This is a genomic window from Acinetobacter sp. TAC-1 (assembly GCF_029025845.1).
Lineage (GTDB): Bacteria > Pseudomonadota > Gammaproteobacteria > Pseudomonadales > Moraxellaceae > Acinetobacter > Acinetobacter guillouiae.
Genome location: NZ_CP118892.1, coordinates 3519263 through 3540034 on the forward strand (window position 1 = coordinate 3519263; position 20772 = coordinate 3540034).

The 20772-nt window shown below is 37.5% G+C and carries 20 protein-coding genes and 1 tRNA gene; 7 read left to right on the forward strand and 14 right to left on the reverse strand.

Annotated features, from left to right (window positions below; all coding sequences use genetic code 11):
- The first annotated feature begins 304 nt into the window (after positions 1-304).
- The 6 genes from PYV58_RS16325 to PYV58_RS16350 all read left to right on the forward strand — a co-directional run bounded on the left by PYV58_RS16325 (position 305) and on the right by PYV58_RS16350 (position 7993).
- Positions 305-1138, forward strand: a complete 834-nt coding sequence (locus PYV58_RS16325; protein ID WP_034615903.1) for a type 1 glutamine amidotransferase domain-containing protein — start codon at positions 305-307, stop codon at positions 1136-1138.
- A 312-nt stretch (positions 1139-1450) separates the two neighbouring features.
- On the forward strand, positions 1451-3670 hold the full coding sequence (locus PYV58_RS16330; protein ID WP_034615901.1) for an Ig-like domain-containing protein: 2220 nt from the start codon (positions 1451-1453) through the stop codon (positions 3668-3670).
- Between the two features lie 86 nt (positions 3671-3756).
- Entirely contained in the window at positions 3757-5907 is a 2151-nt protein-coding gene (locus PYV58_RS16335) for a TonB-dependent receptor (RefSeq protein ID WP_034615899.1), read from the forward strand.
- A gap of 323 nt (positions 5908-6230) precedes the next feature.
- Positions 6231-6803: a hypothetical protein gene (locus tag PYV58_RS16340; protein WP_004819758.1), complete on the forward strand. Its 573-nt coding sequence runs from the start codon at positions 6231-6233 to the stop codon at positions 6801-6803.
- Positions 6773-7276 (forward strand): chalcone isomerase family protein, encoded by a 504-nt coding sequence (locus tag PYV58_RS16345; RefSeq protein ID WP_004819755.1) that lies wholly within the window; start codon positions 6773-6775, stop codon positions 7274-7276. Before PYV58_RS16340 ends, PYV58_RS16345 begins: the two co-directional genes overlap by 31 nt.
- A gap of 18 nt (positions 7277-7294) precedes the next feature.
- Positions 7295-7993: a response regulator transcription factor gene (locus PYV58_RS16350; RefSeq protein ID WP_034617843.1), complete on the forward strand. Its 699-nt coding sequence runs from the start codon at positions 7295-7297 to the stop codon at positions 7991-7993.
- Here the strand turns inward: PYV58_RS16350 and PYV58_RS16355 are convergent.
- The 12 genes from PYV58_RS16355 to PYV58_RS16410 all read right to left on the reverse strand — a co-directional run bounded on the left by PYV58_RS16355 (position 7986) and on the right by PYV58_RS16410 (position 18627).
- Complete coding sequence (locus PYV58_RS16355) at positions 7986-9308, reverse strand: HAMP domain-containing sensor histidine kinase (RefSeq protein ID WP_004819752.1); 1323 nt, start codon at positions 9306-9308, stop codon at positions 7986-7988. The genes PYV58_RS16350 and PYV58_RS16355 overlap by 8 nt on opposite strands.
- Positions 9309-9354: 46 nt before the next feature.
- Positions 9355-10404 (reverse strand): cyclopropane-fatty-acyl-phospholipid synthase family protein, encoded by a 1050-nt coding sequence (locus PYV58_RS16360; RefSeq protein ID WP_004819750.1) that lies wholly within the window; start codon positions 10402-10404, stop codon positions 9355-9357.
- Between the two features lie 8 nt (positions 10405-10412).
- Positions 10413-11192 carry a DUF1295 domain-containing protein gene (locus PYV58_RS16365; RefSeq protein WP_244015354.1) on the reverse strand — a complete coding sequence of 260 codons (780 nt, stop codon included), beginning with the start codon at positions 11190-11192 and terminating at the stop codon, positions 10413-10415.
- 34 nt (positions 11193-11226) lie between these two features.
- Positions 11227-12423 (reverse strand): cyclopropane-fatty-acyl-phospholipid synthase family protein, encoded by a 1197-nt coding sequence (locus PYV58_RS16370; RefSeq protein WP_034617840.1) that lies wholly within the window; start codon positions 12421-12423, stop codon positions 11227-11229.
- Positions 12420-13214 carry a DUF1365 domain-containing protein gene (locus PYV58_RS16375; protein ID WP_004819743.1) on the reverse strand — a complete coding sequence of 265 codons (795 nt, stop codon included), beginning with the start codon at positions 13212-13214 and terminating at the stop codon, positions 12420-12422. Before PYV58_RS16375 ends, PYV58_RS16370 begins: the two co-directional genes overlap by 4 nt.
- A 9-nt stretch (positions 13215-13223) precedes the next feature.
- Positions 13224-14510 (reverse strand): FAD-dependent oxidoreductase, encoded by a 1287-nt coding sequence (locus tag PYV58_RS16380; protein WP_034617839.1) that lies wholly within the window; start codon positions 14508-14510, stop codon positions 13224-13226.
- Between the two features lie 14 nt (positions 14511-14524).
- On the reverse strand, positions 14525-15481 hold the full coding sequence (locus tag PYV58_RS16385; RefSeq protein ID WP_227504286.1) for an acyl-CoA desaturase: 957 nt from the start codon (positions 15479-15481) through the stop codon (positions 14525-14527).
- A 398-nt stretch (positions 15482-15879) separates the two neighbouring features.
- A complete protein-coding gene (locus PYV58_RS16390; RefSeq protein WP_004819735.1) occupies positions 15880-16065 on the reverse strand; it encodes a zf-HC2 domain-containing protein in 186 nt (61 codons plus the stop codon).
- Entirely contained in the window at positions 16059-16679 is a 621-nt protein-coding gene (locus tag PYV58_RS16395; RefSeq protein ID WP_004819732.1) for an RNA polymerase factor sigma-70, read from the reverse strand. The genes PYV58_RS16390 and PYV58_RS16395 overlap by 7 nt, the downstream gene beginning before the upstream one ends.
- On the reverse strand, positions 16676-17434 hold the full coding sequence (locus tag PYV58_RS16400; protein ID WP_004819731.1) for a putative DNA-binding domain-containing protein: 759 nt from the start codon (positions 17432-17434) through the stop codon (positions 16676-16678). The genes PYV58_RS16395 and PYV58_RS16400 overlap by 4 nt, the downstream gene beginning before the upstream one ends.
- Positions 17385-18248 carry a DUF692 domain-containing protein gene (locus PYV58_RS16405; protein ID WP_004819728.1) on the reverse strand — a complete coding sequence of 288 codons (864 nt, stop codon included), beginning with the start codon at positions 18246-18248 and terminating at the stop codon, positions 17385-17387. The genes PYV58_RS16400 and PYV58_RS16405 overlap by 50 nt, the downstream gene beginning before the upstream one ends.
- Before the next feature lie 70 nt (positions 18249-18318).
- Complete coding sequence (locus tag PYV58_RS16410) at positions 18319-18627, reverse strand: hypothetical protein (protein WP_004819727.1); 309 nt, start codon at positions 18625-18627, stop codon at positions 18319-18321.
- 158 nt (positions 18628-18785) lie between these two features.
- Here PYV58_RS16410 and PYV58_RS16415 point away from each other — a divergent pair, with 158 nt between their 5' ends.
- Positions 18786-19400 (forward strand): DoxX family protein, encoded by a 615-nt coding sequence (locus PYV58_RS16415; protein ID WP_034617837.1) that lies wholly within the window; start codon positions 18786-18788, stop codon positions 19398-19400.
- A gap of 352 nt (positions 19401-19752) precedes the next feature.
- Here PYV58_RS16415 and PYV58_RS16420 read toward each other — a convergent pair.
- Both PYV58_RS16420 and greB read right to left on the reverse strand, forming a co-directional pair.
- Positions 19753-19842 (reverse strand) — tRNA-Ser (locus tag PYV58_RS16420).
- Between the two features lie 111 nt (positions 19843-19953).
- Positions 19954-20427 (reverse strand): transcription elongation factor GreB, encoded by a 474-nt coding sequence (gene greB, locus PYV58_RS16425; RefSeq protein ID WP_004722375.1) that lies wholly within the window; start codon positions 20425-20427, stop codon positions 19954-19956.
- Positions 20428-20772: the final 345 nt, after the last annotated feature.

The window sequence follows — 20772 nt, forward strand, 5'->3', positions numbered from 1 at the left end:
TGAGTTCATGCTATGTTTAAAGTGGACTTTAAGGTCAATAGGGTTTATTTATTTTTTAATTCAATTTGAATTGTGATTAAAATTCATGCACAAAAAACCGCAGCTCAAATTTAAAATGATGAATATAGATTTGATCGCACTTGCAAAAGATCAAATTATAGCAAATGCTGAATGACGCCCAGAGTCAGCACTTTATGGGTAAAATGCCATTCATCTAAAATAGACAAAAGATTAAAAAACAGGCTTGACCTTAAAGCTTACTTCAACTTTATACTCACCATGAAACAACTCACAGGAAATCATGATGACAAATACTTGGGTTATTAAGCATCGTATAATTCAACAGTTTTTGGTTGTTTTAGCAGCATTATTTTCAGTGCCTTTTACATCTGCGAATGATAACAGCAGTTCAAAATCAATTTCGAACCCATCTTCGTCAGGATCTAAAGGAAAAATATTGGTTGTGATGACCAATCATGACAAATACCCTTCACGTGAAGATACTACAGGGCTATGGGTAACTGAGCTCACACATTTCTATGACGTTGCGTATAAAGCGGGTTACCAAATGGATTTTATTAGCCCTAAAGGGGGTGCAGTGCCACTGGATGAGCGTAGTCAAAAATGGATCTATATGGATAAACAAGCACGCGCTTATTTAGCCGATCCTGCGTTTATGTTGCGGTTAAATAACACCTTGCAGCCAACTGAGGTAAAAGCGTCTGACTATAAAGCAATTTATTTTACTGGTGGTCATGGTGTGATGTGGGACTTTCCAAATAATTCTGAATTAACCGCACTGGCTGAACAAATTTATCGTCAAGGTGGTGTGGTATCTGCGGTATGTCATGGTGTGGCAGGTATACTTTCCCTAAAAGATGAACAAGGCAAAGCGCTCATTGCAAATCGTAAAGTGACAGGATTTTCAAATCGTGAAGAATCGCTTTCAGGGATGAAAAAACAAGTGCCCTTTTTCCTTGAAAATCAGTTGAAATCAAAAGGTGCAAAATATTCTCAAGGATTTTTTCCATTTACCTCTTATGTGATTGTCGATGAGCGTATTATTACAGGTCAAAATCCTCAATCACCACGTGAAGTTGGTGAAGAAGTCGTCAAAAAATTGGTGACTATACAATAATTTAAATTAGCTAGATTGGACATATTTTGTGAGTGAAGGCTTGCAAAATATCGCTTCATCTTAAAGTACTTGTGTGACAGCAATAAAAATTTTCCACGCTTAAAAAATGGGCACCACCCGAATCTAATTAAAAGACATTTCATCAATTCACAATAAATATCAACATGCTAAACAGAAATATTATATTGACTCAGTTTTTGTATTAGATTAGTATTTTAATGTAAATAATTATCATTATCATATAGCCAACAAAGCATTGTCCTTTCTAGCCACGATGATTGTCCATTTTTTTATCAAGCAAAGGATAAAGCAATGTTGTTATCTAAAATGAAAATAGGTCATAAAACCCTGATTGCGAGTTCAATCTGTACCATTCTTGCTGGTTGTGGTGGCGGTGGTAGTGGTGGTGGAGACAGCAAGCCGAGCAATACTGCACCCACAATTGATGCAATCAGCCCAGTGACCATACAAACCCTAGACAGTAAAAAAATTAGCGTAACGGCAAAAGATGCTGAAAACAACGCGCTTACCTATAGCATTAAAACAGCGCCAAAATTAGGCACTGCAAGCATTGACAGTAAAACAGGTGTGATCACTTATATTGCAGGCAATGTGGTCGGTGCAGATACACTTGTAGTAAGTGTCAGTGATGGTTCACTTAGCACAGATCTGAGCATTACGATTAATACTCAAGTTGAATCGGTGTTTGATTATCAATTCTACAAAGTCACCAACCCAGATACTGGTAACTCTCAAATTGTCCGTTATGACCCTAATAATGACAAACAGGACTCTTACAGCAGTATCAACAACGTGATTTTAGGTAATCGTGTCTTTGTGATGAGTGCTGCAAAAGATGGCGATAAAACGGTTTATAAAAAGCGTGAATATGGTATTTTCCTTGACCCAAATGCATCTAAAGAAAAACGAACTTACACACCAGCTGGTACAACAACAGCAACTGAATATACATTCTATACCGACAATATTCTGAAACGTTTTGATGCAAGCAATCCAAACAGTCAAGCCACCATTTTTAGTAAAACATCATTACCAGCTGCATTAACAGCTGCAGGAATGACCGCGATTGGTGATACACAAACCATGTATCTCAATGAAACAGATATTGACAATTCCTATGTGCAATTGCGTACGTTTGCCAAACTACCTGATATTTTTAGAGGCGAACTGTCTGACAATATTAAAAATGCCTATATCACTGTACGTTTATCAGATGGCAAAGTAACACAAGGTCGTACCATTAAGCCGGTTGTCAATAACACGACAGGTAAAACTGATTCGGTATTGGTCAATTATAGTGCTGCCTATGTTAAAGGAAGCTACCCAACCGCAAGTAATGAAGCTGCGCGTTTACAAAGCTGTACCGTTGATTTAATCACCTGTACTGATATTAGTGGCGGGACAGGTCAATACTACTTCTTAGCACAAAACGATACCCATATTTATTTGGCAAAAGAAGGTGTAAAAACACTTTATGCTTATGATAAGGCTGCAAAAAGTATAGTGAATGTAACAGGTGCCGAATATCCTGCCAATTATAATCCTGAACATCATCAAATTAAATTTGGTGGCGGACATGGTGGCGCAGGTATCTTTAGTAATTTCTTTAACATGCCAAATGTAGTCGATAATTTAGCAGAAGGTAATACTGGTTATTTATTGATTAATTATAACCTTGATACACAAAATGCCGTGTTCACCCATCAAGTATTTCGTGAAGCCTATGTCTATAAAAATGCCGAGATTCTTAAATTAACAGGCACCAGCGCAAGCAAAATTTATGATAATGGCACTGGTACGGATTTAGCCAATAATTCAGGCAATGTGGCTTTGTCATATAATCTGAACCTAACTGCGGTCAAAAATGGCTATTTATTTGTCGAAGCGGCCAAGCCATCTAAAGACAAGATGAACCTTAACTATCAACAAGGCTGGTTAAATACAGCAACCACAACCACAAAAACAGCATTGGATAATGCTGTCATTGATCAGGATATTCCATACTTTACTTCAATGCGGGTACCTGCGGTGGCCGTAGGTGATTATGTCTATGTCAATGAGACCAATCCAACTGCCACAGAAACCCGTGTTTATAACGTTTATAAATTACCACTCAATGCGCCAACAGCCAGCAAAACCAGCGTCACCCCAACGTTTGGCCGCATGTACTTTGAACGCACTGCATTCCGTGCCAATGGTGTTTATGAAGGCAATGTATTGTTATGGAATAAACGCGCCAATCAGGCAACGGATACAGCTGACACAGTCGGTAGCATTGTCAATGCCACCACGGGCAAACTCATGGGTAACATCAAGGATCTAGAGGGTGGAATTACCAATGTCACAGCCGACGCTTCAGGTAATAACACTTTGGCTGGGATTGGTGGTCTATTTGGCTTGCATATGACAGGTAGTCATGCTGGTGTTCCTATACTGACTAGTGGCTTCTCAGAAAAAGAAAAATCATTGAAAAAAGTTAATCATATTAATGGTTCTTGGATCACTGACTAGGCCATACATACTCATTCAATCGGGTTGCTGTTTCCATTCTTAAGATGGGGCAGCAATCCTGCGTTTATTTTGACTGGATTTCTGTCATGAACACACCTCCCTTTCTCCCACGATATCTATTATTGACCATGTGTATTGCTGGTGGATACTCTCCTTTCTATCATCTCTATGCAGCAGAAAATAATAAAGATACCGACATAATTGATGAACAACCCACTAAACTACCTGTCATTGAAGTCACAGCAGAAAAAGTCCTCAAGGCAGAGCGACAAAATCAACAAGAAATGTTTAACAAACCCTATTCCAAACAGATCATCAGTCAGGAAAAAATTCAGCAGGAAGGCTTAGCCGATGTCAAAGAAGCGATTCGGGATATTCCGGGTGTTTCCATTACCGAAACTGGGGCTTTCGGTAAAAATGTAAAAATTCGTGGTCTGACTGGGCAACGCGTGGTCAGTGTTGTTGATGGCATCAAAATCGCCAATCAAGGTTTAGACCATTCAGGTTCTGGTGAAATCAATCAGGTGGATATTAACAACGTTGAAATGATTGAAGTGGTAAAAGGTAGTCCTGCGGTGATTTACGACCCAGGTGCATCAGGGGGTGTCATTATCGTCAAGACCAAACCTGTACAAATGAGTCAAGGCATAGGGGGCAGTCAAAAATTCGCTTATGATGAGGGTTATGACAAAACCAGTTCGACCACCAGTCTAAACGCAGGCATGGATAATTTTGGTGCAAAGGTCACTTATACCAAAGAATCGTCCAATGACTATCGGGTCCGTGGTGATGCTGATAAAAAATATGCGATTAGTAAAACCAATGCATTAAATGCAGTGAATAGCACAGTAACCGTCAAAGATTTGGGTTATGACGCCGAATCACTGAGTGCCAAATTATCAGGAAAATTTGCTACAGATAGCCAAATTGATCTCGATTATGACCAATGGATCGGCAAAGATATTGCATCAGCGCATGGGAATACCATGCAAGATGCAATGGTGATGCTGTTGGCACGCAAAGAGCGTGAATCAAAATCCATCACTTATCGTAAAGACAATCTGGGTATTTTTAATAACTTCTCATTTAAATATAACAAACAGTCCTTATTAGAACGCCAACAAGAAGGCGGTTATACCGAAACCTTAGACAGTGATAATTTTAACGCCAATCTATTTTTAAACTGGCATCAATTACAAGCCAGTTTTGGTCTGGAAGCTGTTTTAGATAAAGCCGTCACTGCGGTGTATTCTGAACAAGATTATTATGCAGGTTTTACCAATTTAGAATATGACTTCGGCACATGGACAGGTTTTGCAGGAGTACGCGCCAATTATTGGGCAACCCGACAAAAATTACTGCCAGGCGCAAATGCTGAACTTGCCTCGCAACTCATCGGTATTTCAGGAATTACCCCTGAAAAAACCATATTCGAGCCAACATGGGCGCTTGGAGCACAATATCACCTCACCGATACTCAAAATATTTCTGCCAACATCAGCCGTACTTTCCGCGCACCTGATTTGTATGAACGCTATACGTTTGGTGGCTTTTTGGGTGGAGGTTTAGCTTTACAACCTGAAGAAGGCTACCATGCTGAAGTGGCTTGGAAATACCTCAATGATCATTGGGCCTTAAATACCAGTGTGTTTTATAGCGACTTTGACCAATATATTTGGACGAAAACCAATCGTAGAGTTATTGATCGGGCTGGTTTGGAAAGTTGTATTCGTATCGGTAAATGCAATATAGCGACAGGCGATTTTAATGATCGTGAATCTGACTTTTTCCAAGACACCACCCGATATTATAATGCCGACCAAGTCAATAATTGGGGTATGGAATTCAGTGCCAATTATATGGATGAAGTGCATGATTTTGGTATTTCAGGTAGTTTTAATAAAATTGATTCTGAAGATGTTTTTGTGCAAGCTGCGGCACATCCAATTGATATTAACAGCCATTATAAATATACCTTTAGCCAATTGCCATTACAGCCATGGGTCAAAGGCAAAATTCAGACCGTATTGAATGAACCTCAAGTCATACAAAAAGGCGGCTTTGATTCCTATACCATCGGTAGCCTGTATGCGGGTTTTAATCATAAATATGTCAATTTAAGTGCAGGGATCCGTAACCTCGGCAATACTACCTATAGAGCTGCGTATAGTGGTTTAAATGGTCTGGAACGTACTTATTTTATCAATGCTGAATTTAAATGGAATAATTATAAATGAATGTAAATTTTTGGGTTGTTGCCCTCGCCTGTGAAAAGAGATTCAACATGATGATCATCTAATCTGTTCTATTTCAATCCAAAGTTTATATAGGAGACGTGAAATAAAATCAAAGCAAAAAAAAGACCCTTAACAATTTAAGGGTCTTTTAAATATTTTGCGGAAGCGGTGTTCTATAACAAATATTCGTGGTGCTGGAATGCTTTCAGACATGTCTCTGACTACTTTAATGTGGCAAAAATGATAATTTTTTATCCAACTTCACATCTCGTTCACACTGATTTATCTACAGTATTAAATAAAATTCAAAATGGATAATGATCATGAAAAACCCAAAAAAAATCTTTGCCTCTATGTTGGCACTGATGTGTTTATCAGGATGTAAAAGCATTCCAAGTTATTCCTCAGATTATAGTTCCGCCAGAAATAATATTACGGGTATGACATTGACAGAAACCCAAGCATTAGAGATTGGCACTCATTTCATATCTACCTTCAATACTTTAGGTACACCAGAATTCATAAATAAAGCCAGTTCTCTATATGCAGAGCACCTTTTTATCAATGACACACTTTCCCAGTTCTCATCACGACAAAATTTACTAGAACATTTCAAAGGTATGAATAAGCGTGTTAGCAATGTCAAAGTAAAATTATTAAATACTACCCATCAGCAAGACTCTGCATATATACATTGGTATATGGCTTATGAGTTCAAAATTTTTGGTGTGCAAAGAAAAATGGCGTCATATGGTATTAGTGAAATTAAAGTAAATAAAGATAATCAAATTATTTTTCAACAAGACTTTTGGGATCCTGCAAATGGCCTATATCGTCAATTGCCTTATGTAGGAGGTGCTTATTCATGGTTATTAGCATTCAAAAAATCATCTTAAGTGTTGCGTGTATGACTGGTTTATCCGTCAGCACGTCAACAATTCATGCTGCATCTGTACAACAATGTGCAACAGCTGCCCTTTTAATCGGGAAAAAACAAGTCGGTCAAGTAAGCTACTTTGCAGAGTCTTGTAAAAAAGCCTGGGATATGCAAAGTATTCAAATGAATTTTTCTTATACTCAAGATATCCCAGAATGGGCATTTAAACGTGCAGCCACACATTTTTTAAAGAAAAATATTCCTGATTTTAAAGAGACATCTCCCCTGAACCAAATTACACAGCTTTATAAACCAGTTAAAAATGGCGATTTATACACTTTAAGCTACGTCCATTCGTCCCACACATTGACACTTTTACTGAATCAGAAAACATTAGGTCATATCCAAAATGATCATGCCAATCAATATTTTAAAATTTGGTTAGGTTCACAGCCTTTTAATGCTAAATTGAAACAACAGCTCTTAAATTAACGACATAAAGTTATTGTAATGACAAAGCATTTTATCCTTATGGTCGAAGACCATTACGAATTAGCATCTACCCTCTGTGAGTTTTTAGAGACACATGGTTTTGTAATAGATCATGCCCGTAATTTAGACACAGCTCGAAATTTATTAAAACACAATCCTTATCACATTCTGTTATTGGATATTAATTTACCTGATGGCTCAGGTTACGATCTCTGTCATTGGTTAAGGAAAGAACAAGGCTTAGACATCCCTGTACTAATGCTCACAGCACGTGATACCTTAGATGACAAAATGAAAGGTTTTACTTCAGGTACCGATGATTATTTGGTCAAACCATTCGACTTTAACGAATTGGTTATGCGAGTTCGGGCTTTGATTAAAAGATCAATGGGTGAAGTTTCTAATAGCCAATTACAAATTCACGACCTAATTTTAGATAGTGCACGACAAACTATTAGCCGTGCTGGTCAAAATATTGAACTTCCACCAATTCAATTTAAGCTCTTGAAGTTATTGATGAGAAACTCACCTAAAGTCATTACTAAACAAGAAATTGTAATAGAATTATGGGGTGATACAGAGCCTGAAAGTGATGCACTGCGCAGCCATATTTATAATTTACGTAAAATGGTTGATAAGCCTTTTAATCAGAAATTGATTCATACAGTGTCAGGTGTTGGCTTAAAAATTTCGCTTGAACTAGACTCACTTAGTTAAGATAAACCACCACGACTAATCCCGTAGAAGGCATTAAAGTAATATCATTGTGAATAGTTAAATAATATTGACGATCAAACAACTCCACACGCCAACCCAATTGCTTAGACAATTTCTGTACTAATTGTAGTCCAATACCATGCCCTTTGGTTTGTAACTTTAATTGAGGGCAAGATAACTCGCGTACTTTAACGTTATTGGGTAAATTGATGCCTATACCATTATCGGCAATCAGGACCTTATTTTTTTGCACAATAATATCAATTTCTGAACCTTGAGAATAATTTAAGGCATTACGTAAAATATTACCAAAAACCATTTTTGTCATAGATGGATACAGTAGCCGTGTCTGTTCATTCGGATCTTGTTGAAGATTAATCTGTATTCCTTTGACCTGACCCACACTTTCTAAATCAACTTGTAATTCATGTAATATATTGAAGATTGATCTATATTCTGGAGTGAGCGTATTGGTGGTATTACGCGCAATTGCCAATAAGGTATCAACCAGTAACTGCATGTCTTCAATGGTATTACCCAGACGAATAAAGGCTTTGTTATCACCATAACGGGCTTGGCAAATTTGAACATTACCTTTTAGAACTGTTAAAGGTGTCCGTAGTTCATGACTGACATCACTGCTAAACTCACGTTCACGATTAATAAATTCATTCAAAACCTGATGATATTTCTCTAATGCTTGTTTTAAATATTCTGCTTCCATATTTGCATCAGTACTGATGTCCTTAAAAGGTGATGCTTCTTTGTTCTGATGTTCCCAATCGATGTTTTCTAAAGCATTGGCAAGTCGAGTGATCGGAGAAAAATAACGGCGCGCACGCCGATTCCACCACCACAACACACTATAAAGTACAAACAAACTCAGCATTAACGGTGCTAAACCAAACAACCATATCAGTTTATTGACATTACTTTCACCAAAAACCAAAAGAACATGCTGTCCATTACGCTCTCCATAGACGGTCATACGTTCTTTACCATCCACAAAATGACGGCCAACTCCTGGTTTTAAATGTATGTTTTGAAAGCTAGTGGGGGTCACATTATTCCAGCGATATCCATATAAATTTTTGGTGTCAGGCAAATCTGCATTTGGATTATGCTCTATACGCATCCAATAATGCTCCATTTCCTGTTCAAGCGCAGTTTTCAATAATGTGCCTTTAATCACCCATGCACTACATGCAATACCAATCACAATCGACAAAGCGATCAATCCAATTTGCAACCAGTAATAACGATTAAAGACTTCACCCAAGGGATGAGCACGGTTGCTCTTAAAAAGCCTCAGCATAAATATATCCCTTGTATGACCCACTGAACAACAGATTCAATTTAGATTATACGGCTTTCTTATGAAACAAAAAGTGACCAATGACCCATTCTTGGCCTTGTTCAAAACCAAACAGTTCAGCACAAGCCATAAAGAAGATTCGCCAACGTTGCCACCAAGCTGCTGCATCTTTGCCATAGGTCTTTTCAAATAATGGTTTTAAACGTTGTTGGTTCCGATCCATATTTTCAAGCCAGGCATTGGCCGTTCTTTCATACTGCATACCTGACCACTGCCAATGCTGTTCTAACTGCAAGTGATCTTGAAAATGTAAGAAAGTTGACGCAGACGGCATCAATCCACCACTAAAAAAGTATTTCGACATCCAATCATATTCATTTTTAATTTCAAATGGATAATGCAAAAATCGATGGCAAAAAATATGACACCACAATAATCCATCAGGTTTAAGCCAGGTATTTATTTTTTCAAATAGCTTTTGATAATTACGCACATGCTCAAACATTTCCACCGACACCACGCGATCAAATGAGCCACCTTCAAGTTCTAGCACATTGACATCGCAAGTGATGACCGTCAAATGATTGAACTGTCGTTGTTTGGCTTGTTGTTGAATATAGGCACGTTGCGTTGAAGAGTTCGATACAACAGTTATCTTTGCATTTGGATAATGCTCTGCCATCCATAAACTTAAAGATCCCCAACCACAACCAACTTCTAAAATGTGTTGACCATCTTTTAATTGTGCCCGTTCACAATAACCTGCTAAGGCTAACTCTTCAGCTTCGTCCAAACTCGTTTGAGCATCGCTAAATAAACTCGCACTATATTTTAAGCGTTTACCCAGTACTGCCTGAAAAAACTCAGTGGGAAGCTCATAATGCTGTTGGTTGGCTTTATCAGTTTCAATCGCAATTTCACTGCGCTTTAGCATACGGAGGACATCCATATAACGCTTGCTGCCCTGTTCAGGATCATAACGACCTTCTTGAATTAAGCGCTTTTTACTTAAGCTCCGTATCGCTGCACGTATCGCCTGATCTGGAACCAATCCACTTTCGACCAGTTTTAAAGACTGCTGAATAATAAAATCCATGTTGTGATCTACTCTTTAGGTTGCCACGGAATAAACATTGACGTTCGTTGTTGATAATCTCGGTAATTTTGACCACGATGACGTAATGCTTGTTGTTCGCTAAACGGAATACCTGTGATGTAATATAAAAATGCCCACATCAGTAATGGATAAATCCATAACAGATAAAGCCCTGCGGCCAAACCTAAAATGGGGTAAGCAAACCAATGTAACCATTCAAAAAAATAATTCGGATGCCGTGAATACTTCCATAAACCTTGATCCATGGTTTGACCGCGATGATCTGGGTTCTGTTTAAAATGATACAGCTGTTGATCAGCAGTGCTTTCACCAATGAAAGCCAGTAGCATAATTATTATCGCAACGATCAGCGCCCAATTCGTCCATTCATTCCACTGTATTGCGGGGAAACTCAGTAAGGACAGCATCGGGTAGGAAAACAAAAGCGCCAGTCCTGCTTGAAACATAAAAAAGCACAAAAAGCCTAAATGTTTAAATTGTCCCATTGCACGACGCATATTGGCATAACGACGGTCTTCTTCTATTTCATGCAAGTAACGGCGTAATAAATGCCAAGTCAGACGTAAGAACCAAATGCTACTAGCAAGCCCAATAAAGATACGTACACCTAAGGGTGCTGTATTCAGCAAAAATGCTGCAATGATGACATTCAGCGTAATACAGAAACTCCATGCAACATCGACTAAACCAGCACGACTGTTATAGGTAACGATGAGCCAGCATATCAGCATAATCACGACATCAAGTAACAACAACTTGAGTAACATTTTGCTCACTCCTTGGCATTTGGATGCTTAAAAGTTAATAAACGTTGGCTTCAAACAACATATGCACATCACTAATCACTCCTTCTTTAAAACCACCCTCGCAATAGCACAAATAAAAATCCCACATCCGAATAAATTTTTCATCAAATCCAAGCGCTAGAACCTGTTCACGGGCAGCTAAAAAGTTTTTCCGCCAAAGATGTAGCGTTTGTGCATAACTTTGCCCAATATCTTCTAAATGTTTTAAACGCAATTTTTGTTCAGATGCAGTTTGAGTTAATACACTGATGCACGGAATAAAGCTGCCAGGGAAAATATAACGTTTAATATAATCCACAGTTTTTAAGGCTTTTTTATAACGCGCATCTTCAATGGTAATCGCTTGAATCAGTCCTAGCCCTTGCGGCTTCAACAAATTGCGACATTGTTTAAAATAGGTTGATAAATATTGCTCACCTACAGCTTCAATCATTTCAATGGAAACAAGTTTGTCGAATTTACCTTCCAGTAAGCGATAATCTTTTAATTGCACCTCTACCCGATGTGCTAAACCTGCTGCTTGAATCCGGGCTACTGCTTCATCATATTGCGCTTGTGAAATAGTAATCGTAGTCACTTTACAACCATAGTTTTGTGCAGCATAAAGGGCAAAACCGCCCCAACCACTCCCAATTTCGACCAAATGATCCATCGGCTTTAGTTGTAATTTTTGACAAATCAATTCTTTTTTATACTCAGAAGCCTGTTCCAAAGTCATTTCAGCATCTTTAAACACAGCACTGGAATACATCATTGATGGATCTAGAAATAATTTAAAGAAATCATTGCTCAGGTCATAATGATCTGCAATATTTTTACGGCTGCCGTCAATTGAGTTCCTGCGTTTTTTATACCAAGCTTTTAAAAAAAATTGACTCGCCTGAGCAATAATATTTTGATTTAGCGTATCCAAAAGATCACGATTACGTGCCAAAATTTGAACCATCTCAACCAAATGATCAGTACTCCAATAACCTCGAATATAGCCTTCGGCGGCACCTAATACGCCATGCTTAAAAATCAATTCCACCAGTTTTTTATCATGGACCTGAACAACCGCAATTAACTCCATATTGTCGCCGACAAAACCATTCCACCCCCCTTGAAATATAATTTGACCATGACGTAGCTTTAATAAACTTTGTAAAACCAAAGGCAGTGAGTCTTGTTCAGTGGAAATAAGTGCTTTCATGGCATTGTTTTTCCTTTGTCTTTTTTAGGATGTCGATAAAATGGTACTTTTTTCTTCCATAAGCGAAAAGCATTCAGATAAATTCCTGCCATCATTTTGAAAGGTTCAAAGACACTATAAATAGCATATCGATGCTGCTGTGAAGAAACTGTGATGGGCACTAATATAAATCGCATAGTCGCGTCAAATTGCAGTACATCCTGTTGAAAAAGCTGCATATGAATGACATTTTGCTGAGTAGAAAAATTAAAATTCCACAGGTAATTCATGTCCATTGGCATAAAAGGCGAGACATGAAATGATTTTTTAAACTTGAATTGATAACTGCTAAACTGCGAATGTTGTACTACGTTGTTACGGCAATCATGCACATATACTTTACGTTCATCCCAAGGCGTATTGGTTATTTCACTCAGAATAAACAGCGGCTTTTCATTGGCATCAAAAATAAAATAAAATACCACTGAGTTAAAACGAAAACCTAAAGTCCGTGGTAACGCTAAAACTCGAATCTGCGTATCTAAAGCCACTAAACTATTGGCTTGTTTTAATATTATTTTTTGAATTTTTTGCCGAATTGAACCGTGTTCTTCGATTAAAAAATCATTTGGATCAAGTTTAAGCAGATTCCATCGGCTAGATGACCATAAATAAGATTGCTGGGTAATCGATAGGATTTGATCTGGATCAAACCATAAATAATTCAACTGAGCTTCAAATTTATGTGACTTAGGCAAATAGCGTCGATGCCGTATCACTACAGGGGCTACAGCGAGTTTAGTCATCAACATTGCCTACTCCTAAATCACATCAGCCATATGTTTTTCTAATTGCTCTACTACTTGAGCAGCACTGCGTACCCCATCCTCATGGAAACCCCAGCCCCAATAAGCACCGCAAAATGATGTTCGATTTTGGCCATTAATATCTGACCAGCGTTGTTGCGCTTCTATAGCTTGGGCATTAAATACAGGATGGCGATAATCACGTTCGACTAAAATTTGCTTTGGATCAATTTGAAAGTTAGGATTTAACGTGGCAAATATTTGTGTTTGACAGGATAAGTTTTGTAGTTTGTTCATCCAATAAGTAAACGCGTAATGAACCGTGGACTTCGAACTTCGCCTATCAAAGTTAGCTTGATCTGCAGTAACATGCACATGCCAACTCGCCCATTGAGATTTACACTTTGGCATAATAGTCAAATCACGATGTAGCACCATTTTGTTATCTTGATAAGTAAAATTAGACAACACCTCTTGCTCTTGTGCGGTAGGATCATTTAATAACTTTAGGCTATCATCGGCATGACTAGCCAAAACCACCCAGTCAAATTGCTGTGTATCACATTCTGTTTGCACAATCACTTGATCAGCTAAGCGAGACACACCGATTACCGCCAGTTTTTTAAACTCAATATTTGCTGACTGCTGCTGGATGGCTTGAACATAACGTGCAGAACCACCTTTGACGGTTTGCCATTGTGGACGATCTCTAAGCTGTAACATGCGATGATGTTGAAAAAAGCTCACAACGAATTTATAAGGAATTTGTCCCACTTGATCAATTGGACATGACCATAATGCCCCGCACATTGGATATAAATGCTCTCGGCGAAAAGCACCGGAATAAGCGTTTTGATTTAAATAGTCTTCAATACTCAATGTCGTATCATGCTCATCCACAATGACGTCTTTATTTGCGGCATAAAATTTAAAAAGATCAGAGAGCATGGCTCTAAAATTAGAATTTAAAAAGTTTTGTGGTCTACTCAGCAAAGAAATTTTTTTCGACGGATTATATTGTAACCCAGTGACCAGATTGTTGACTGAAAAACTCATATCACTGTTTTGTACTTTTACCCCTAACTCGGTGATCATTTGGCTAAACAATGGATAATTGTAATTATTGAATACGATAAAACCGCTATCGATAGCAAGTTTTTGCTCATCAATCATCAAGTCGTGAGTATCAGTATGTCCTCCAAAATAATTATTTTTCTCAAATACAGTTACCTGATGATGTTTTGAAAGTTTCCATGCGGCATACAATCCGGAAACACCTGAACCAATAATCGCAATTTTCATGAAGATTCCCCAGTTTAACTTTTCTTGGTCTTTGTTTTAATAAATATGTTTACTTTACTTGCTGATTGAGCAATTTTACTGACCTCATACACTCGTGCAGGAATTGGCTTTAATTCCCAGACCAAACCGACCCAAGACATAATTTTTAAAACATAGTAGGTAATATCAATTTGCCACCAATAAAAACCTTGGCGTGCGCTCCCCGCATAAAAATGGTGGTTGTTATGCCATCCCTCGCCCAAAGTAATAATGGATAAAAATAAGTTGTTCCGACTTTGATCTTCTGTTTCAAAATCTCGACTTCCATATAAATGTGCCAGAGAGTTAATACATAACGTCGCGTGAATTAATAAAACGGTTGAAACGACGAATCCCCAAACCAACAGCTGTAAACCATTTGTTGCAAGTGATGGATACACGACCGCGAGCCATTCACCTAAAGCATAAATTGCTAATGCAGTCAGAAGCACAATGATCAAACTAAAACGATCCAACCAAACTAGTTCAGGATATTTGAGCCAATCTTTAATCACTTCTTTACGCGTGGCAAAATTATAATCATTTAAAAACCACCCTACATGACTGTACCAAAAGCCATGTGTAGACGAGTGTGGATCCTGTGCTGTATCCGTAAATCGATGATGATAACGGTGATGCGCTGCCCACCACAAAGGCCCACGCTGGGCACTCATTGTTCCAATCAATACAAAAATAAATTGAACGACTCGAGAAGTTTTAAAAGTCTTGTGGGATAAATATCGATGGAAAAATGCAGTAATTGAAAACATCCGAATCAGATAAAACATCAACATAAAAGCAAGGGCAAACCAGGATATCCCTACGTAAAAAACCGCCAGACATGCAAGATGCAGAAGGATAAAAGGAATAATACGCATCCATTGAATTTTTTTATTATCAGGTGAAATGGTCTGTGCCTGAACCGGTTTGGACCAACTGTCTATCCATTGCATAACACGATTCAACATAGACTGATCCTAATTTTCTAATCATCAGATTTTGTATGAAAGAGTTTAATCAATTCGAAATGAAATTTATGTGAAGTAAATAATTTTTTTTAATGGTACTGACAAGTGAATGGAGCTAGCAACATCAGTTTTTAGACCTTTTATATTCACTTTAATAAGATACCCTATAAGGCTGCGAACAAAACATCATGAACAAAAAACAATCAACTTGATATGATAAAATTATTAACTTAGCTGTAGATTCAAAGAATAAAACAAATTTTTAAACTGATGCTGATCATAAAAAAATAAATCAAATTTATGAAAGCTCGAAATAACGGCTTGTTTACCTTATTCACAGCACCTTGAGCGCAAGCAACTTTATATTAAAAGAGTCTCGCTACCTACTTACCATCATCAATATTTTTAAATGCTTTAGAGAGCTGACTTAGTGTTTTAACTTGTTTTCCATAGCGGCGGCATGAACGGCAAAGCAATAAATGAATTTGTAAATTGCCCTGCTCTCGAAATTGAAGTGTTCGATCTAATCTTTCAGATAATAACTGGGTGGCTTGACGACAGGTTAACATGAGCAATCATCCTTCAATAACCATTTATTTTCTAAACATTCACGCAATCTTGTTCGACTTCTATACATGAGCACATTTAAATTAGTCACAGTCAGTCCTAGCTTTTCACAAATTTCATCTGAACTTAGTTCAATCATTTCTCTAAGCATGAAAACTTGTGCATATTTGGCTGGTAAATGATTCAAACAGGCATCAAAAATAATCCAAAAATCTTGTTGCTCCAATATTTCTTCTGGACTGGGCCATACTTGAGGTACTTCATATTTATTCCAATGCCCAGAAGCATCAAATAATGCATCTATACTTTGTTCACTGTCCTCATCATTAAACAATTCACTCATCGTCATTAAACGAGATTTTTGCCGAATTAAATCAAAAATCTTGTTTTTTAAAATCGCAAAAACCCACGTTTTAAAAGCTGCTCGGCCAGTAAAAGAATCAATATGTTGAAATGCGCTCATTAATGCTTCTTGAACAGCATCTTCAGCCTGCTGTAATGATGACAGTTGTAGAATTGCGAACTTCAGCATTTGTTGTCGTAACTCTATTACAAAGGCTGGATTTTGTAGTTGTTGTAATATTTCTTGATTCGCATTTTCAGGCTCTACGCTCATCCATTTTCCTCATCATTTGTATGGGGTAGATCTAACAATTTCAATCGAATTAATAGTACTTTTAACTCATCGATCTGGGTTTGAATCTGAACGCTAGAAAAATCAGGAAACGTCGCTTTTATTAAACTTCTAATATCTTGTTCAACTAACTCTTGTTGATTGAGTTGTTCAATCACCGCAGCGAATAAAACAGATAAGCTTTCTACGCAGATATTATCTTGATCATTTCGCCAAACCAATATAACACTAGGCATAGGCTCAACTTCAGCAATGATCGTGCTTGATGACCATTGGTAGACTGGATATTGATAAACGAGCACCCAGACTTGAGTATTTAACTGCCATTCACTCTGCCGAGTAAGGAGTTTTTTTTCAATTTGAAATGTATCTAGATAGAGTTCAAGCCATTCAAACTGTAATAGCTCAGCTAACCAGGGGTATTCATGTAAGCTGGGATGCTGACAATCTGTCAGATACTCTCTAAATTGTAGCGAAATATCATTATAAAACGGTGATTCACATTGCGCTTTTTGAAAAAACTCTGTTAATAACTTTTGCCACTGTATCGCAGGCAATATTGCACGAGTAATAGGAAAGACCAAGTCAATAAAAGAACAAACATTATTAAAAAGTAAATCTCGATAAATCTGCATTCGTTCCGCAGGAAGAGCTTTTGATAACTCAGATTGAGGAAAGCGAATCCAATTACAAAATTGCTGCTGCGTAGCTTGGAAAGATATTTGTGCTGTTTTCATCACTGCCCTCCTGCTGCTGAATTGTTTTAATTCTCGTCATTTCATCTTGTAACTCTTGCCATGACGGAATATTAAAATCACGCTCAAGTAATGTTGGTTTTACACCACACACTTGATAAGTATAATGTAATAATTGCCAGACGGAATCGCATACTTCAGTACCATGCGTATCAATCAATAGATTTTGTTCAACTTGTTCATGCCCAGCAATATGTATATAACGAATCCGTTCTTTTGGCATTGCTCGAATAAAGGCATACCCATCACTGCTATGGTTTATACTGTTTACATAGACGTTATTCACATCGAGTAATAACTCGCAGTCCGCCTGCTGAAGCACTTCAGATACAAAATCGGCCTCACTCATTTCAGCATTTGGCATCAAATAGGTTGAGACATTTTCGATCACCAGCCTTTTACCTAAAATATCTTGGACACGTAAAATACGTTCGGCTACATATTTAACTGCCGCCTCAGTCATTGGAATTGGCATCAAGTCGTATAAGTAGCCACGATCATGGGTATAACTTAAATGCTCGGAATAAATCGGGATATGATAATCTTCTAAAAACCCTTTAATTTTTTGAATAAATTCTAAATTGAGTGGATGTGGCCCACCAACGGATAAAGACAGCCCATGACAGATTAAAGGTGCTTTTTCTACACACCGAGCTAATAACTTTGCATGCCGACCACCAAAACCTATCCAATTTTCAGGCGCGATTTCAATAAAGTCTGGCACTTTTTTAGCACTTAGAAACTCATCAATAAAATCCCTTCTTAGCCCAAGCCCTACACCAGCCAAATTAACCATGGTGATACTCCAACTTTGGAAATGATGCCGTCTATGTGATTCATAGCGACATCATTCTTTAACTGATTGACTATTTACTACCACACTTGCCATCAGCAACTTTTTTATCAGCACCACATTTCGCATCTGTTGCTTTCTTCGTTGCACCACATTTACCATCTGCTACTTTTTTATCAGCACCACATTTTGCTTCAGCCGCTTTTTGTGATTTCGTCATTTTGTTCGATCCACACTTGGCTTCACCACATTTTGCATCACTGGCTTTCTTCGCATGGGTTTCTGTCGCATGCGTTGTTGGGGCTGCTGATACTTGAGTTACACCAGCTACAGATAAAGCTAGCAGTGCTGCAACTGATGTGATTGAGTTGAGTTTGTTCATTGTTCTATTCCTTTAAGATAATTTACCGTGTTGTACTCAGGTACATATAGTTAGACGACTTAAACTGCCATTTATTACAGTCCAAATTAAAAATTGTGTAAGAAACACAGTTATCACCCGACTAATTACTATTCAATCGCAGTCGGTGTGAAATTATCGTGAACAATTTTATTTATGCTTTATCAAAAAAATACCAAATATTTTGTAGTCTCATAAAACATGGTGATGGTATCGCAGCACTTACACTGAGACTTTATTTAGTCCCTATATTCTGGATGGCAGGTACAAACAAACTTGTGCATTTTCAACAAACAGTGGAATGGTTTGGTAATACAGATTGGGGCTTAGGTTTACCATTCCCGATGCTGTTAGCAACCCTTGCTACTTCAGTTGAAATTATAGGAGCAATTCTATTAGCCCTTGGTTTCTTGACCCGCTTAATTAGCATTCCACTCATTATCACCATGCTTGTTGCCATCGTTACAGTACATTTACCAAATGGATGGCAAGCAATTGCTGATTCCAATGCTCCATTTGCTAGTGCTCAAGTCCTCGCTTCAACTGAAAAGTTAGAAAAGGCGCGTCAAATCTTAGAAACGTGTGGAAATTATGATTGGTTAACCTCAAGTGGATCATTTGTCATCTTAAATAATGGTATTGAGTTTGCCGTAACCTACTTAGTCATGCTGTTAGCATTAATTGTGTTGGGCGGTGGGCGCTACCTAAGTCTAGATTATTGTGTGAAGCGTTTATTTTTAAAAGAAAAAGTGTGAAAAGAATTATAGCTAAATAATTAAGGTATCGAATATTGCTTTAATTTAACTCATCTCAAAACTTGCATTACTAAAGCAGCCTTACCATCTGATATTAAGCCATTTGATTAAGCCCAAATGAGACAAGCTATATGGAGATATTAAAATAAAAATAGAAGAAGCAATTTCAGTGATAAAAGTTCAGGAATTAGATTCAAAAAGTTAATTATAAAACAGAGAATTAAACTGGAGTCTAAATCTATCTAATCCATTCTAATTCCGCTCTATTCAATCCAAAATTTATATAGGAGACGTGAAATAAAATCAAAGCAAAAAAAAGACCCTTAACAATTTAAGGGTCTTTTTAAATATTTGGCGGAAGCGGTGAGATTCGAACTCACGGAGGACTCACACCCTCGTCGGTTTTCAAGACCGGTGCATTAAACCGCTCTGCCACGCTTCCAATGGCGGCTATCATATAAATAAAATTGCAACTTGGCAAATCTTTTTCAGTATTTCTTCAATCAAATGTACAAAATAAAGTCAAATCTCGCTAATTTGATGAATATTCAAGCTATTCATAACGAATTGAATTGATATACCAACGTTTTTTCCCTGATGGTGTATCCACTTCTGCCTCATCATCAACTTGTTTAGACAGTAAAGCTCTTGCCATCGGTGAATCAATTGAGACATGTTGCGGATGATGGTCATAAATTTCATCTACTCCGACCAGACGTATGGTTTTTTGTTCACCTTCGTCATTTTCTATTTCAACCCAAGCACCAAAATACACTTTACCTGCTTGTTCCGGAGAAAAATCGATAATTCGTAATTCTTCTAAACGCTTCCCCAAATAACGTACACGACGATCGATTTTTCGAAGCAGCTGTTTATTATACTGGTAGTCAGCATTTTCAGAACGGTCACCCAGACTGGCAGCCCATGTCACTTTCTTGGTAATTTCAGGTCGTTCTTCGCGCCAGAGATGTTGTAACTCGGCGACCAACAGATCATGCCCTGAACGGGTAATTAAATTAGATTTCATGATTTAAAACCATTTAAAATACATATGCACTTGATACTTATTTTTTAAAAAATGTTGCTACAGTCTACAGCCAATAGCGTAAAGATGTCAGCTCAAAAATAGCGCATTTTAAGTTTTAAAAAGTAATAAAATCGTTTTTTTCCTATTTAAATTCAGACAGAAAATTCAATCAGAAAATCTTTTAAAAGTGGTAATTCTTAACTTACATTTGGAACATTTGCTTACAGTTTTTGGCAGCGTATTTCAGTTTTAAAATTTCTGCATTTTTTAAAAAAATATTCTGTTAAAAATCATTATCTTAAATATTTTAAATTGATCATTTTTCATACAAAGTTTGACAGATCT